Source organism: Mycobacterium sp. (genome assembly GCF_965229105.1).
Lineage (GTDB): Bacteria > Actinomycetota > Actinomycetes > Mycobacteriales > Mycobacteriaceae > Mycobacterium.
Genome location: NZ_OZ245858.1, coordinates 6356499 through 6371513, shown reverse-complemented (window position 1 = coordinate 6371513; position 15015 = coordinate 6356499). Strand labels below are relative to the sequence as shown.

At 65.7% G+C, this 15015-nt stretch carries 11 protein-coding genes; 5 read left to right on the top strand and 6 right to left on the bottom strand.

Annotated elements, in window-relative coordinates:
- Positions 1-20 precede the first annotated feature (20 nt).
- Positions 21-1313 (bottom strand): pyridoxal phosphate-dependent aminotransferase, encoded by a 1293-nt coding sequence (locus ADBZ9O_RS30100; protein ID WP_526527110.1) that lies wholly within the window; start codon positions 1311-1313, stop codon positions 21-23.
- Positions 1314-1525: 212 nt separating this feature from the next.
- On the opposite strand from ADBZ9O_RS30100, the gene ADBZ9O_RS30095 reads away from it, so the two are divergent.
- Positions 1526-1897, top strand: a complete 372-nt coding sequence (locus ADBZ9O_RS30095) for a hypothetical protein (protein ID WP_526527108.1) — start codon at positions 1526-1528, stop codon at positions 1895-1897.
- Positions 1898-1958: 61 nt separating this feature from the next.
- Here the strand turns inward: ADBZ9O_RS30095 and ADBZ9O_RS30090 are convergent, their stop codons facing one another.
- Positions 1959-2630, bottom strand: coding sequence for a nucleotidyltransferase domain-containing protein (locus ADBZ9O_RS30090; protein WP_526527106.1), 672 nt, complete (start codon positions 2628-2630; stop codon positions 1959-1961).
- Between ADBZ9O_RS30090 and ADBZ9O_RS30085 the strand changes: the two genes are divergently transcribed.
- Positions 2623-2886 carry a hypothetical protein gene (locus ADBZ9O_RS30085; protein ID WP_526527104.1) on the top strand — a complete coding sequence of 88 codons (264 nt, stop codon included), beginning with the start codon at positions 2623-2625 and terminating at the stop codon, positions 2884-2886. The genes ADBZ9O_RS30090 and ADBZ9O_RS30085 overlap by 8 nt on opposite strands.
- Positions 2887-2898: 12 nt before the next feature.
- On the opposite strand, the gene ADBZ9O_RS30080 is transcribed toward ADBZ9O_RS30085, so the two are convergent.
- The 3 genes from ADBZ9O_RS30080 to ADBZ9O_RS30070 form a co-directional block, all read right to left on the bottom strand.
- Positions 2899-6039: a (Fe-S)-binding protein gene (locus ADBZ9O_RS30080; RefSeq protein ID WP_526527103.1), complete on the bottom strand. Its 3141-nt coding sequence runs from the start codon at positions 6037-6039 to the stop codon at positions 2899-2901.
- Positions 6040-6188: 149 nt separating this feature from the next.
- The gene (gene iniR, locus ADBZ9O_RS30075; RefSeq protein ID WP_526527101.1) at positions 6189-8684 is read right to left on the bottom strand and encodes an isoniazid response ATPase/transcriptional regulator IniR; all 2496 of its coding nucleotides are present in this window, start codon (positions 8682-8684) and stop codon (positions 6189-6191) included.
- A 9-nt stretch (positions 8685-8693) separates the two neighbouring features.
- The gene (locus ADBZ9O_RS30070) at positions 8694-10541 is read right to left on the bottom strand and encodes an Hsp70 family protein (RefSeq protein WP_526527099.1); all 1848 of its coding nucleotides are present in this window, start codon (positions 10539-10541) and stop codon (positions 8694-8696) included.
- 253 nt (positions 10542-10794) lie between these two features.
- On the opposite strand from ADBZ9O_RS30070, the gene ADBZ9O_RS30065 reads away from it, so the two are divergent.
- From ADBZ9O_RS30065 to ADBZ9O_RS30055, 3 genes are all read left to right on the top strand, one after another.
- Positions 10795-11370 (top strand): Rv0340 family IniB-related protein, encoded by a 576-nt coding sequence (locus ADBZ9O_RS30065; RefSeq protein WP_526527097.1) that lies wholly within the window; start codon positions 10795-10797, stop codon positions 11368-11370.
- A gap of 262 nt (positions 11371-11632) precedes the next feature.
- On the top strand, positions 11633-12652 hold the full coding sequence (locus ADBZ9O_RS30060; RefSeq protein WP_526527095.1) for an IniB N-terminal domain-containing protein: 1020 nt from the start codon (positions 11633-11635) through the stop codon (positions 12650-12652).
- Positions 12653-12767: 115 nt separating this feature from the next.
- Positions 12768-14594, top strand: coding sequence for a dynamin family protein (locus tag ADBZ9O_RS30055; RefSeq protein WP_526527094.1), 1827 nt, complete (start codon positions 12768-12770; stop codon positions 14592-14594).
- Here the strand turns inward: ADBZ9O_RS30055 and ADBZ9O_RS30050 are convergent.
- A complete protein-coding gene (locus ADBZ9O_RS30050; protein ID WP_526527092.1) occupies positions 14581-14955 on the bottom strand; it encodes a hypothetical protein in 375 nt (124 codons plus the stop codon). The genes ADBZ9O_RS30055 and ADBZ9O_RS30050 overlap by 14 nt on opposite strands.
- Positions 14956-15015 lie beyond the last annotated feature (60 nt).

Below are 15015 nucleotides of genomic sequence, written 5' to 3'. Positions count from 1 at the left end.
TAGATGCCGTCGCTGGCGTGCTACTGGCGGTAGCTCACCAGGAAGTTGCCGAGCCGTTCGATGGCGCTGGTGAGGTCCCTGGCCCATGGCAGGGTCACAATGCGCAGGTGATCCGGTGCGGGCCAGTTGAATCCGGTCCCTTGCACTACCAGAATCTTCTCCTGTAGCAGGAGGTCGAGGACGAGCTGCTCGTCGTCCTGAATGTCATACACCTCAGGGTCGAGGCGCGGGAACGCATACAGCGCACCCTTGGGCTTGACGCAGGACACCCCGGGGATCTCGTTGAGTTTGTTCCAGGCGGCATCGCGCTGCTCGAGCAGCCTGCCGCCGGGCAGCACCAGATCCTCGATGCTCTGGTGACCGCCGAGCGCCACCTGAATGGCATGCTGCGCAGGAACATTGGGGCATAACCGCATATTGGCCAGCAGGCTGATGCCCTCGATGAAGCTGGTCGCATGTTCTTTGGGGCCGGTGATCACCAGCCAGCCGGACCGGTAGCCCGCCACGCGATAGGCCTTGGACAAGCCGTTGAACGTCAGGGTCAGCACATCAGGTGCCAGCGACGCCAGGCTGATGTGCTCGGCGTCGTCGTAGAGAATCTTGTCGTAGATCTCGTCGGCGAGCAGTAGTAGCTGGTGCTTACGCGCCAATTCGACCATCTGCGTGAGGATTTCGCGTGAGTAGACCGCGCCGGTCGGGTTGTTCGGATTGATTACCACCAGCGCCTTGGTGCGGTCGGTGATCTTCGCTTCGACGTCGGCGATATCGGGCTGCCACCCCTGGGTCTCGTCGCACAGATAGTGCACCGGGGTACCACCGGCCAACGCCGTCGACGCCGTCCACAGGGGATAGTCCGGCGCGGGGATGAGCACCTGGTCGCCGTTGTCGAGCAGCGCCTGCAGGGTCATGGTGATCAGCTCGGAAACCCCGTTGCCGAGAAAGACATCGTCGATATCGAAACGCGGGAAACCCGGAACCAATTCGTAGCGGGTGAAAACTGCGCGTCGCGCACTCGCGATCCCTTTGGAATCGGAATACCCCTGCGCCTGGGGCAGTGCCGCAATCATGTCGCGCATGATGACGTCGGGCGCCTCGAAACCGAATACGGCCGGATTGCCGATGTTGAGTTTGAGGATGCGGTGTCCCTCATTCTCCAGCCGGGCGGCGTGATCGTGAATGGGGCCACGGATCTCGTACAGGACATCTTGCAGCTTGCTCGACTGCGTGAAGATGCGCTGTCGGTCAGGGTGGCCGGTGTTCTGCCACGGCAGCTGATTGGTACTCACGGTAACTATGGTCCCACGCCTGTCCACGCATTTTTCCCCGACCATTGCCCCACCGCAGGTGAACGGGGGTGCAGATTGCGTTTTGCTCTCATTTGAGCGACATGCGGGACACATCGATGAGTTTCCTGTGCACGTGCACGAATTTGGTCCGAAGTACCTGTTAACTACCTGAGTAACCATTGGTCGGAAGCAGGGGAATGAAGCTGACAATCAGACGCACGCTCGTCACAACGTTTGCGATGACGGCTGCGGCCATGACGTTCGCCGGTTCTGCCCACGCGGACCCGCCTCCCTTCAACGGCACCTATTCCGGCGGGGACCCCTACTCGATGTGGACCGTCTCGACGAACTGCGCGACGAATGGCTGCACCGGCACCGTCGCCAGTAATCAGGGCTGGAGCGTGCCCACCACGATGACCAATGGCCTGTGGAACTTCATCGTGACCAAGCCCGACGGCGTCATCTGTGACGACGGCAGCTACGCGCCCGCCTACATCTCCCTGTCGGTCGATCCGAACACCCTCAACGGAATTCTGACCACCGACTCCAACTACAGCTGCCCTGGCGGTCAGGTCACGCAGGATCCGTTCAAGCTCAACAAGGTTGGCTAGGCGTAGCGACGCCTGGGTTGCCGACATTTTGATCAATTGCGCCCGCGAGGGTGAGGCGCTGTTATCCGATGGATTCGTTGACGAATGTGCATTCGTCTTCGAGGGTGTCCACCATTTCTGGAATCTCGACGTTGAGCCGCCGCAACGCCCGGTAGGTCAGATTCTGTGTCGAACGGCTCCCTAAGCCCTGCTCGAAGCCCGAATTGCGGTACGCGCCCATCTCGTCGTCGAGCTTGTTGAACCGAGAACAGTCGAAACCCTTTTTGGCCGCCAGGTATTCACCGACCACGCTGTTGTACTTGCCGATGTATGTCTTGGCATCGGACCTCATCTGGTTGATGTCGAAGTTGTCGGGTTGCTGCACCGGTTCGACCACCCAGCGATTGTCGGTCACCGAATACTGGCCGATTCCGGCCTGCGGCTGATGGCTGGCGGGCCGCCCGGCGTGAAAAACGACCTCCAGGGGGAGACCGTAAAGCAGGATCTGACCTTCCTGCCGACGCTCTATCTGATCGTTGAGCAGTTGCATGAACGGCTCCAGATCTTCATCCGTCATTCCAGGTTTGTGCACGAACACATGGACACCGACATCGGATTTGTCGTCGTACTCATAGGAGGCATTGCTCCCGAACAGACCCACGCCATCGATCGTCAACCCGTCGATTCCCGATGCGCGTGTGACCCGATCCACCACGCGCTCGATAGCGTCGTGCACATCCGGTTTCATGGCCATTCCATCCCAGATCCTCGGATCGAGTTTCGTCGGGAACGTGGTGATGGCCTTGATGGCGTTGTTGATCGCGGTGTCGGAATCATCCGCCAATGGTGCGATCGGAGCTGCTGCCGGCGGCGGCGTCGTCGTACAGGCCGAAAGGGCGCTGGCGCCGATGAGGGCCGCAGCGATCGCGTGCGAGATCGACCGACGGCGTGGGGCCGGCGACGAGCGACACGAGGTGGCTGGCATTCAGTTCTCCGGCAGGACGCGCTGAGTCAGCGGGCCGTTATCGTTTGCCCGGCGGACGAGCACCGCGGGCGATTCCCAAGCCCTTAACCGGAGGTTCGTCCTTGGCTGGTGCCTCGTCCTTGGCCACCGGCGCGGGTTCAGCGGCGGCGGGTTCGGGAGCCGGCTCGGCCGCCTTTGGTGCCGGTGTCGCGGCAGGAGCCTTCTTGGCAGCTGGGCGACGGGCACCTGAGGCGATACCGAGGCCGACGACAGGCGCTCCCGCCTTGGCTGGCTCAGTCGCCGCCGGCTCCGCGGCTGCGAGAGCCGACGTGGCGGCAGGTTCGGCCGCCGGAGCAGCGGCGGGTGCTGCCGGTGCGGTCTTCTTGGCGCCGGGGCGCTTCGCGCCTGTTGCCAGGCCAAGACCCTTTACCGGGGCCGCGGGCGCGGCGGGTTCAGCAGCCGCGGGGGCGGCGGCTTCGGCGGGTGCGGCGTCAGCCGCGGGTGCGGCCGCCGTCTTCTTGGCGCCGGGGCGTTTGGCGCCACCGGCGATGCCGAGGCCCTTCACCGGCGCGGCCGGCGCAGCTGGCGCCGCCTCGGCCTGTGCCGGTTCTGCCGTTGCAGCAGGCGCGGTCTTCTTGGCGCCGGGGCGTTTGGCGCCACCGGCGATGCCGAGGCCCTTCACCGGCGCGGCCGGCGCAGCTGGCGCCGCCTCGGCCTGTGCCGGTTCTGCCGTTGCAGCAGGCGCGGTCTTCTTGGCGCCGGGGCGCTTGGCAGCACCGGCCATCCCGAGCCCCTTGACCGGAGCCGCTGCTTTGACGGGCTCGGCCGCTGGCGCCGCCTCGGCCTTGGTCTCGGCGGGAGCTTCCGGTTCCGGTTTGGCTTCGGCCTCGGGTTCGGCTTCGGCCAGCGCGGCGGCCCTGGCAGCGGCAGCTTCGGCCGCGGCACCCTTGGCGGGCAGCTTCACTTCGGACAGATCCAGCGACCCCAGCAGCAGCTGAGCCACGTCGAGAACCTCGACCTTGTCGATGTCCCTGGTGGCGGCGACGTCGTCGACACCGTCGGACATCATCACGCGGCAGAACGGGCAGCCGGTGGCGATCTTGGAAGCGCCGGTATCGACGGCCTCCTCGGTCCGCTCGACGTTCACGCGCTTGCCGATGTGCTCTTCCATCCACATCCGCGCGCCGCCTGCGCCGCAGCACAGGCCGCGATCGGCGTGGCGGGGCATCTCGGTCAGCGTGGCGCCGGCCGCGCCGATCAGCTCACGTGGCGCGTCGTAGACCTTGTTGTGCCGGCCCAGGTAGCAGGGGTCGTGATAGGTGATTTCCTGATTGACCGGACTGACTGCGACGAGCTTTTTGTCGCGCACCAGGCGGTTCAGCAACTGGGTGTGGTGCAGCACGGTGAAGTTGCCGCCCACCTGCGGGTACTCGCGGCCCAGGGTGTTGAAGCAGTGCGGGCAGGTCACGACGATCTTGCGGTCGACCCGCTCGACGCCCTCGAAGAGATCGTTGAGCGTCTCGACGTTCTGCGCGGCCAGCTGCTGGAACAGGAACTCGTTGCCGGAGCGGCGGGCCGAATCGCCGTTACACGTCTCGCCCTCGCCCAGCACCAGGTACTTGACCCCGGCAACGGCGAGCAGTTCGGCGACGGCCTTGGTGGTTTTCTTGGCGCGGTCCTCATACGCTCCCGCGCAGCCCACCCAGAACAGGTATTCGTAGCCCACGAAGCTGTCGACGTCCTTGCCGAACACCGGCACGTCGAAGTCGACCTCGTCGATCCAGTTGGTGCGGTCCTTGGCGTTCTGGCCCCAGGGGTTGCCCTTGCTTTCCAAGTTCTTGAACAGCACGCCGAGCTCGCTGGGGAACTCCGACTCCATCATCACCTGGTAGCGACGCATATCGACGATGTGGTCGATGTGCTCGATGTCCACCGGACACTGCTCGACGCATGCACCGCAGGTGGTGCAGGACCACAGCACGTCAGGGTCGATGACGCCGCCCTGTTCCAGGGTGCCGACCAGCGGACGGGTGGCCTGCTCTGGGCCGGAGCCCATGATGCGCTCGAAACCGGACTCCGGCACGTGGTCATGTTCGTCGTGCTTGGACTCGAGGAAACCGCCCTCGGTGGAGACGAGCTGTTCTGCTTCGTTCTCCCCGTTGGGCATCGGCTTGCCGCCGATGATGTAGGGCGCCTTGGCGAACAGGTGGTCACGCAGGTTCATGATGACGAGCTTGGGAGACAACGGCTTTCCGGTGTTCCACGCCGGGCACTGCGACTGGCAGCGGCCGCACTCCGTGCAGGTGGTGAAGTCGAGGTAGCCCTTCCAGGTGAAGTCCTCGATCTTGCCGCGGCCGAGCACCGCATCCTCGGCGGGATCTTCGAAGTCGACGCGCTCGCCCTTGTACTCCACCGGAAGCAGCGGGCCGAGCCCGTCGGGCAGCCGTTTGAACGTGACGTTGATCGGCGCGAGACCGATGTGCAGGTGCTTGGAGTGCAGCACGATCAACAGGAAGGCGAGCATGACGCCGATGTGGCCCATCAGCGCGATGGTTTCAATCCACTCGTTCGCGGTGTGGCCAAGTGGCGCCAGCGGCGCGGCGAGGGCGTGCGAGAAGAAGGCACCCCAGCCGTACGGGAAGGCGTCACCGAGGGCGTTGACCGAAGCGCCGCGGAAGATTGCGTAGGTCAAGATGACCAGGAAGATCATGAAGAGGATCAGCCATGCGCCGCCGGTGTGCGAACCGTAGAAGCGCGACGAACGGCCGTACTCCTTGGGCTCGGAGCGCAGTCGGATGATCGTGAACGTGATGATGCCGAGCAACACGGCGACGGCGAAGAAGTCCTGCAGGAAGCCCAGGGCGTCCCAGCGCCCGACCAACGGGATGTGGAACTCCGGGTTGAACAGAACGCCGTAGGCCTCGAGATACACCGTGGCGAGAACGAAGAAACCCCACATGGTGAACAGATGCGCGATGCCAGGGAGGGACCATTTCAGCAGCTTCTTCTGACCGAACACCTCGGTGAATTGCGCCTTGATCCTGGCGGGGATGTCGTCTTTGCGGCCGGTCTCGTCACCGACGGGCTGACCCGAGCGGATCAGGTTGACCAAGAACATCACCCGGCGTGCCGCAAACACCAACACCACGGCGGTGCCGACCAGGCCAAGCGCCAGCCTTGCCCATTCGAGAGTGCTCACAGACTGCCTCCGACTCGTAAGTTACTCACTGGTAACTTAGCCTAAGTTACTCGCGGGTAACTTAGCCTACGTCCAGCTCATAGTTGCATCCCGGCTATTAGGCCCGCTAGCGAGGCTGCCCTAACTTGGCGCAAAATGTGGCAGGCGTCTCAACTCTGAGCGGTGAGCATTGCCCGCAGCATCGACAACATTTCCGACCGAGATTCCGCACCGAGTCGACGCCGGATCCTGGCCACGTGATGTTCGACGGTCTTGGCCGAAATAAAGAGCTGAGCGCCGATATCGCGGTAGGGCATCCCGAGCAACAGCAACTCGGCGACCTCGCGTTCACGTTCGGACAACACGGCGCCAGTGGGGGCGCCGGACGGCCGCGACGGGCTCGACGACAACGCCGGCTCCGGGGACATCCCGGCGGGGCCGACATCGGGGAGGTCCTGGCCGGACGTCAGCTTCAGGTCACGCGCCACCTGCAGCATGACGCCCGACACCCGCGGATCAGAGGCCTGCAGCGCAGCCTGGCCCGCGAGCCGGGTGGCATCCCAGGTCAACCCGAACTGGGCCAGGCCGTGGGCCGCCGCGGACACGTCATCGACGTCGATCTGATTGGCCAACACGCGTAGCCAGGCTCGGCCCCCGCCGGCCAGCGCCTTGGCGAAACCACTGTGTCCGGCCGCCGCTGTGAGTGCCTGGCCGTGGGGCGCCATCGACTCCGGCGAATTGGCCAGGATCGCGGCGTGCACGCCCGACCAGTGCAGCGGCAGCGACCAGGACGGCGGATTGCCCAGTGCTCCGAGCAGTCCGAAAGCCTGATCCAGGGTGTGTGAGAGCCGATCCACTTGCCGTAACCGGGCAGCGGACACCCATAATTCGCCGAGCGGAAGCAGCGAGAACAGATCGATCGAGTATTCGGCGAGCACTTCCATCGCCGCATGCCAGTTCTTCTGCACACCGCCGGCGTCGCCGCTGCGCCGGGCAATCCCGGTGCGCAGCGCCGCTGCCCACAGGGCGTCGCGCCGATGCAATCCCGCGGTCGGCACGCTGGCAACGTCGGCCGCGGCAGCCTGGAGCTGTCCATCCTGCATGCGCGTCCAGCCCAACAGCAGTCGATGCCGGTGGGTGAACATGGCGTCCTGTGCGGCACTGCGGGCAGCGCGGCCGATCACGCTGCGGGCCCGCGCCGGATCCCCTGAGTGCAGCGCCGTCAGCGTGACCAGTGCGGCCGGGCTGTCCGGCACAGCCTCGGTGGCAGGCTGGTCGGCGGTGATCGCCTGGCCTAATCGGGCCACCGCCACGGCGTATGGCTGATCGATCGTCAGCAGGAGGCCTTCGGCGAGGCTGCGCGCCGTGCGGGCGGTCGATGTCGGAGGGCCGGCATCCGGTGCGCGCATGCCGGCGCGGGCCTGCTCGATATCGCCGGTCGCGGTCAACACCACCGCACCCGCCGCCCCGACCAGGTTGTTCGGCCGTGCGTCCGGTTGCTGACCCAGCCAGACGAAGAGTTCGGCGGCCTGGCCGCTGTTCCCGTCGTGCATGGCGACACTGGCTGCGATCCGTACCGCCGCTGCCCGTAGGTCGGCGTCCTCGGCGCTGAGCAACGTGTCCGCCAGTGCGGCCGCCCCCGCGCAGTCGCCGGCCAATGCCAAAGCATCGGCCAGCGGTGCCGCCACGGATTCCGCTCCGGCGTCCATGGCGGCCTGATAGAGCTGGGCGGCCTCCTCCGGGCGGCCGCGAAGTGTCGTCGCCTCGTTGGTGAGGACTTCGGCCAATTGCGGGTCGACCACGCCGTGCTCGGCCAGTTGTAATGCGAGATCTATTGACAGTGTTGACATTTCAGCTTGTGAACGTAGCAATGCCGATTCGATATCGTGATGTCGGCCGGTGCCGACCAGCTGGCCGACAGCTCGGTGCAGGGTGGCCAGAAAGTGCGGTCCGTGTGACGGGTCAAGCAGGCCGGTGGCGTGGGCGAGGTCGACCTGCGCGTGCGCCTGGGCGACACTGACGGCCAGGACGGCGGCGATGTCCGCAGGGCCGAGTTCGGCACTGAGCGAACCGATCAACAACACTTCCAAGACGGCTTCATCGAGGCTGCGCAACCGGTCGGTCAGCGCGAAGAACGCGGCCTGGGCGATCGCCGCTATCGAGTCGCCGGTATCTGCCGACAACACGGCTTCGACCAGGAACGGCAACCCGGCCGTGGCCGCCATCAGATGAGGGACGGCGTCGTCGCCGGTGTGGGCGGCCACCTTGCCACTGACCTCGGCACGAGTCCACGCGCCGAGCCCGATGCGGGGTCGTTCCCGTTCGATGGTGGTGGCCAGCGCGCGCAAGGTGGGCCGGTGATCTTGGCGCTCGGTTGCCACCACGAGCGTCACCGCGGGATCAGCGGCGCGTTCGGTCAGTGCCACCAGGTCGTCATCGGTGAGCAGGTGGGCGTCGTCGATGACGATCGCCGACGGCGGATCAGCGTCAGCTGGCGCACGGGTGAGCACCGCCGTTCCCGCCGATCGCAGTGTCTCGCGGATGGCCGCCAGGACCGTGCTCTTTCCTGTTCCGATGCCCCCGGCGACCAGGACCTTCAGCGGGACGTCAGGTGCGACGGTCAGCTCGCGCACGACTTCCTGTGCCGCAGAAGGAATTTCAGTCACGATCCGGAACTAGCCCGCGTCGGGATCCGGTGGCTGGGTGGCTCCGGTGATGATCGAGGTGACCGGATCTGGCGGCGGCGCCACCGTGGTGGTGGGCGGCGCAACCGTCGTGGTCGGCGGCGGTTGGGTGGTCGTCGGTGGCGCCGTGGTGGTCGGTGGGGTGGTGGTTGTCGTCCGAGTCGTCGTCGGGGTCGTGGTGGTTGTGGTGGTCGTCGTGGTTGTGGTGGTTGTCGTCGTCGTGGTGGTGGGCGAGGTCGTCGTCGTCGTCGGAGTGGTCGTCGTGGTGGTCGACGGCGGCGGTGGAGGCGGCACCAGCGATGTGGTGACCGCGCCGTTCGAGTCGGTGATGGTGACCGTCTCGCTGGTGGGCGGAACCGTCGTGGTCGTCTCGCCCGGGAGCGTGCTGGTTTCTGTCACCTGGGTGGTGTCGCTACTGGTGCTGGTCAGCGTGATGGCCAGCCCGCCGATGGCCAGGAGCGCGGCGGCAGCGGCCGCCCCGAACAGCAGGGGTGGGCGTTTGTACCAGGGCAGCGGAGGTGGGTCACCGTCGAACGGGTCCTCTGGCTCCCGCTCGAATTCCACTGCGGGCCTGGCCGCGGTGCCCTGATTGACCTCAAAGGTGTAGTCCTCACCGGAATACGGCACCACTGGTTCGCCGGTGGCGTCGTCGTCGTCCTGCGACCAGGCCAGCGCGGCAGCTGCGGCAGACGGCGCCAACCCGGTAGGCACATCCGCCCCGGTGGCGACCGGCGCCAGTCCGGTGGGCATATCGGCTGCGGCTACCGCGGGCGCCAGGCCTGTCGCCGCATCCGGTACAGCGCCACGTTCGGCGAGCACCGCGGCGCCGACAGCGGCGGTCAATGCCGGGTCCGGCATGGTGACGATCGGCACCCGGAGCTGATCGGAGAGCTGTTGGGTGATCATCGGGATGGCCGCGCCACCGCCGACGGTCGCCACAGCCGCCAGGCTGGCTGCGGGAATCCTGTTGCGCTCCAGCACATCTCCGAGGGCGTCGAGGAAACCGGCCATCGGCTCCTCGATCAGACCCTCCAACTCGGTCCGGGTCAGCCGGACATCGGTAGTGGAACCGGGCAGCTCGGCGTTGACTACGGTCACCGTCTCGGCGGAGAGCCGCTCCTTGGCCAGTCGGCACTCGCCGCGCAGACGGGTCAGCGCCCCCACCGCCGCGGTGCCTGCCGGGTCGACCTTGTTCGCATCCGACATTCCCGCGAGTACGTGCTGCAGGATCGACTGATCGATCTGGTCGCCGGAGAACTCGGTGTAACGGAGGACCTCGCCGATGGGCTGCAGGCCCGCGCCCGCATCGGCCAGTGCAATGGTGGTTCCGCTACCGCCGAAATCGCATAGCGCGATGACACCTTCCGACGGCAGGCCCGGCCCGTTCTGCAGGGCCGCCAGCGCGGTCACAGCATCCGAAATCAGTTGTGGTGGAGTGCCATCGGAGTACAACCCCGGTTTGTTTCGCAGCGCGGCGCGCAGTGCGCCGAGGACGCCGGGGCCCCAATGGGCGGGCACCGCGATCGCCACCTTCTCGGGTGCACCCGCACCGTCGGCGGCGGTGCGGGCAATGGCGTCCAATGCTTCGACGGCCAGGGCATCGCCGCGGTGCGGCGACCCGTCCTGAGCGACCAGCGGAACCGGATCGCCGACGCGCTCGACGAACCCCCACATGACCATGCCGCGCTCGGTCAGGTTGGGGTTTTCGCTGGGCAGTCCGACTTCAGGAGCGCGGTGTTCGAACAGCGTGAGCACCGAGCGTCGGGTCACCGGCGGACGGCCCGTTCGGGCCGCCGCCAGGTTGGTCATCCCGATCGACAACCCCAGTGAGTCGCTCATATGGTGCACCTCGTGTTCGGCTCAGAATGGGCTCTCTTTTGGATCGGCCTAGTGGGGACAGGCGGTCTCACCATAGCGGCTCTCAGCGGGGTACCCCGGCAACCTGGCACGCGATCCCCCTAACGGTGTGGATCCCCTAACGGTGCACCCCCTAACGCGCCCGTCAAAAGGGTGGTATCGGCACCGATCACGAACTGGTCTCGGCTGGATAGCATTTGGGAACCGACTGGACTAGCACTGGAGAAAACGTGTCATGGCAAACGAGCTGCTCGACTTCGTAATGTCGCTGGTGCGTGATCCCCAGGTCGCTGCCCAGTATGCCGCCGATCCGGCACAGGCCATTGCCAATGCTCACCTCACCGATGTGACCAGCGCTGACGTCAATAACTTGATCCCGATGGTGTCGGACTCATGGGCTTCTTTTCCCGGCGCAGTGTCCAGCTTCGGCGGCGCCGGCGTGCCTGACGGCAACGTCTGGACCAGCGGGGCAGCCACCGCCGCGTTCGATGCGTTCACCCCGCACGCAGCGGATCTGACAGACCATGCGACCGCAGCCGTGCATGATTTGTCCGGCAGTGTCATCGACACCCAGACGCTCACGCAGGCCGATCCGTCGCTGGGGACCGAGGTCTCCGGCGGAAATGCCATCACCGGACTCGACGGCTTCGATCCGTCCACGCAGCTGCACGAGCTCGGGATCGATCCCACCGCTGTCGATGCAAGTGCCTTTGGGGTCGACGGCTCTGTTGATCACGCGGTCTTCGATCAGCTCGGCGTGGACGTACACCATATCGACGCCGATTCTGCTGGCTTCGACCTGCTCAACTGAGTTCCAGTAGCCCTGAACTGGGCGAATGACGCCGCCGGCAACGCAATCGCGTTGCCGGCGGCGTCATTTGTGCTGCCCCCCCCCGAGTGACCCCCTAATCCCCTAACGAACCCCCCAAGGTGACCCCTGGGGGTGGGCCGAAACGTACGGGTTGGCGCCCCGTTTCTGGAGCTCCTGCGGATGAATAACGTCTATTTCAGATCGCCGGACAAGCCGGCGGGGCCCCGAAAAGCGAAGGCCTGAAAACCCGAAAGGCACGAACATGAACCTCATCGACTGGATCCTCGACCTGTTCCGCAGCGAAGACATCGCGCAGGCGTTCGTCGCCGCTCCCGAGCAGACTCTGCGCGACGCCGGCTTCGCCGGTGTCTCCGCCGCCCAGCTGGGCTCGGTCGCCGCGACCGCGGTCCCCGGCTTGGTGCTCGGCGGCGGCGACCCGATCGTCGGGCTGCAGCGCGCGGTGTCCAACCAGTACGGCTTCGCCCCGGCGTACGACTACACCCCACAGAACAACCTGCTTTCCCCGAACTTTGCCCCGGAGACCAACACCGACCTGCTGAGCAACAACGACACCTCGCTGCTGAGCCCGGACCAGTCCGCAGGCGCCAACGCCCAGCAGGGTGCCTTCAACCTCGGCTTCGGTGACATCACCTTCGGCGACAAGACCACCAACACCGCCACCAACGGCGGCGTCGTGGTCGCCGGTGACAACAAGGGGGACATCGTCAGCGGTGACGGTGCGGTCCTCGGCAACGGCAATGAGGTCAACAACGGCGACATCCTGGCAGGCACCGGCTCCAACGTGGCCGTCGGGCACAGCACCGTCGAAGACAACGGCACCACTGCGACGGGCAACGGCACCGTCATCAAGGACAACACCGGTACGGTCCTGCACGACGTCGATGCCAGCGGTGGCAACGGCGGCGGGGCCAGTGCCGGCAGCGGTGGCGGCCTGCTCGGCATCGGCCTGGGCAGCAGCCAGGGCGGTAACGCCGGCGGTGGCGGCATCGTCATCAACAACCCGACCACCAACAGTGGCAACTCGCTGGACACGTCGTCGCACACATCGGCCGACACCTCTGCGCACACCAACACCACGGTGGCTGTCGACGATCACGCCGACAGCTCGGTGCACCAGACCACGGTCACCGATGCGTCCACCCACGAGGACAACTCGCTGTTTGACACCAGCCTGGCGAGCAACAACTCGCTGGCGTCGGACAACTCGCTGGACCACAGCCACTCGCTGGCACTGGCGGGTAGCCACGTCCCCGGATTCTGATCTTCTGCTGAGTTCGAGCGAGTCGGCGGGGACCTTCAAGGTCCCCGCCGACTCGTGCGCCTACGGTGTTACCGGCGGGGTGCAAGAGGGTGCGCGACAGAGATGGGACAACACAGTGACGCAACCGGATGACCCGCGCCGGGTGAAGGTGATCGTCGAGCTGATCGAACACACCGGCCGAATCGCCGAGCTCAACGATCGCGGCGATCTCAAGCAGCGCCTCGAGGTCGCGCACGAGCGGATCCTCGACCCCCAGATCAGGGTGGTGATCGCCGGCCAGCTCAAACAGGGCAAGAGTCAACTGCTGAACTCACTGCTCAACATGCCGGTGGCCCGGGTCGGTGATGACGAGACGACCGCCCTGGTCACCATCGTCACCTTCGGTGAACCGGCATCGGCCAATCTCGTCGTCGCGCCCCGGCCGGGCAATGCCGAAGCCGAGGTGATCGAGATCCCGATCTCCGATATCAAACTCGACCTGCGCCGGGCCCCCCAAGCGGGGGGCCGTGAGGTGATCCGCGTCGAGGTCAAGGCGCCCAGCCCACTGCTCAAGGGTGGGTTGGCTTTCGTCGACACCCCAGGGGTGGGTGGGCACGGGCAGCCGCACCTGTCGGCGACGTTGGGACTGCTCCCCGACGCCGACGCCATGCTGATGGTGTCGGACACCAGCCAGGAATTCACCGAGCCCGAGATGCGGTTCATCCGACAGGCATTCGAGATCTGCCCCGTCGGCGCCGTCGTCGCCACCAAAACCGACCTGTATCCGCACTGGCGGCAGATCGTCGACACCAACGCCGGGCATCTGCAGCGGGCGGAGGTGACCATGCCGATGATCCCGGCGTCATCGCTGCTGCGCAGCCACGCCGTCCAACTCAACGACAAGGAACTCAACGAGGAGTCGAACTTCCCGGCGATCGTGAAGTTCCTCTCCGAGAAGGTGCTCTCCCGTGAGAACGACCGGATACGCGACCAGGTGCTTGGTGAAATCGCCGCCGCCGCAGAACATCTCACGCTGGCAGTGAGCTCGGAGTTGTCTGCGATCAACGATCCCGAGGATGCCCGCCGGCTCACCGACGATCTGGAACGTCGCAAAGAAGAGGCGCAGGAAGCCTTGCAGCACACCGCGTTATGGCAGCAGGTGCTCAACGACGGGATCGCCGATCTGACCGCCGACGTGGATCACGACCTGCGGTCACGGTTCCGGGCCATCACCAATCACAGCGAGAAGGTGATCGATTCGTGTGACCCGACACAGCATTGGGCCGAAATCGGCGCCGAGGCCGAGGACGCCGTCGCCACTGCTGTCGGCGATAATTTCGTCTGGGCGTATCAGCGGGCGGAAGCGCTCGCCAGCGAGGTGGCCCGCACATTCGTCGAAGCCGGCCTGGATGCGGTGAAGATGCCCGAGGTCAGTGCGCGTGAAATGGGTGCAGGGTTCGACGGACTGAAATCACTGGCCAAGTTGGAGTCAAAGCCGATTGGCAAGGGTCACAAGGCCATTACCAGCATGCGCGGGTCCTACGGTGGTGTGCTGATGTTCGGCATGCTCACCTCTGTCGCCGGTCTTGGCATGTTCAATCCGCTCTCGCTGGGCGCCGGTCTGCTGTTGGGTCGCAAGGCCTACAAGGAGGACATGGAGAACCGGATGTTGAGGGTGCGCGGCGAAGCGAAAACGAATCTGCGCAAGTTCGTCGAGGACGTGTCCTTTGTCGTCGGTAAGGAATCCCGGGATCGGCTCAAAGGCATCCAGCGCCAGTTGCGTGACCACTACCGCGATATCGCCAACCAGACCACCCGCTCGCTGAACGAATCACTGCAGGCCACCCTCAACGCGGCGCGGATGGAAGAGACCGAGCGCAACGCGCGAATCCGGGAGCTGGAACGTCAGCTCAACATCCTGAGCCAGGTCACCGATAACATCGACAAACTCAGGGTGAGGTAGCCGAGGGCCTGGTGAAGGGTCGGGTGCCCGGGTACCGCGGGTCGCCCGTCGTGGTGTCAGGGCCAGGTGCCGTCGTGCTGTCCGACGTCGTTTCACCGGGTGCGCCGATCTCCGTGGTGGACAACCTGGAGGTCGGGTACGTCGTCGATGTGTCCGACGGGGTGATGACGAACGGTTGTGTGGTGCGCAGCGTCTGTTCGGTGGTCACCGGGGTGGTGTACACGGTGGAATCCGGCTGGCTCCAGTCGTCGGACATCTGGATGACCGTCACGACCAATCCGATGACGACCACCAGGCCGGCGACGCCTGCGGCGATGGTGGCGGCCGGCGTCCGGTACCACGGCTCATTGTCTGCGGCCACGGGCGCCGATCCTATCGACAAGCGCGGCCGAGGCAACTTCTTGGCCGGTCCCAACAGTTA

Coding starts and splice junctions, on each gene's coding strand:
- ADBZ9O_RS30095 (WP_526527108.1), top strand. CDS start 1,526: ATGACGGCTGCGGCCATGACGTTCGCCGGTTCTGCCCACGCGGACCCG.
- ADBZ9O_RS30085 (WP_526527104.1), top strand. CDS start 2,623: ATGGCCATTCCATCCCAGATCCTCGGATCGAGTTTCGTCGGGAACGTG.
- ADBZ9O_RS30090 (WP_526527106.1), bottom strand. CDS start 2,630: ATGGCCATGAAACCGGATGTGCACGACGCTATCGAGCGCGTGGTGGAT.
- ADBZ9O_RS30070 (WP_526527099.1), bottom strand. CDS start 10,541: ATGAGCGACTCACTGGGGTTGTCGATCGGGATGACCAACCTGGCGGCG.
- ADBZ9O_RS30065 (WP_526527097.1), top strand. CDS start 10,795: ATGGCAAACGAGCTGCTCGACTTCGTAATGTCGCTGGTGCGTGATCCC.
- ADBZ9O_RS30060 (WP_526527095.1), top strand. CDS start 11,633: ATGAACCTCATCGACTGGATCCTCGACCTGTTCCGCAGCGAAGACATC.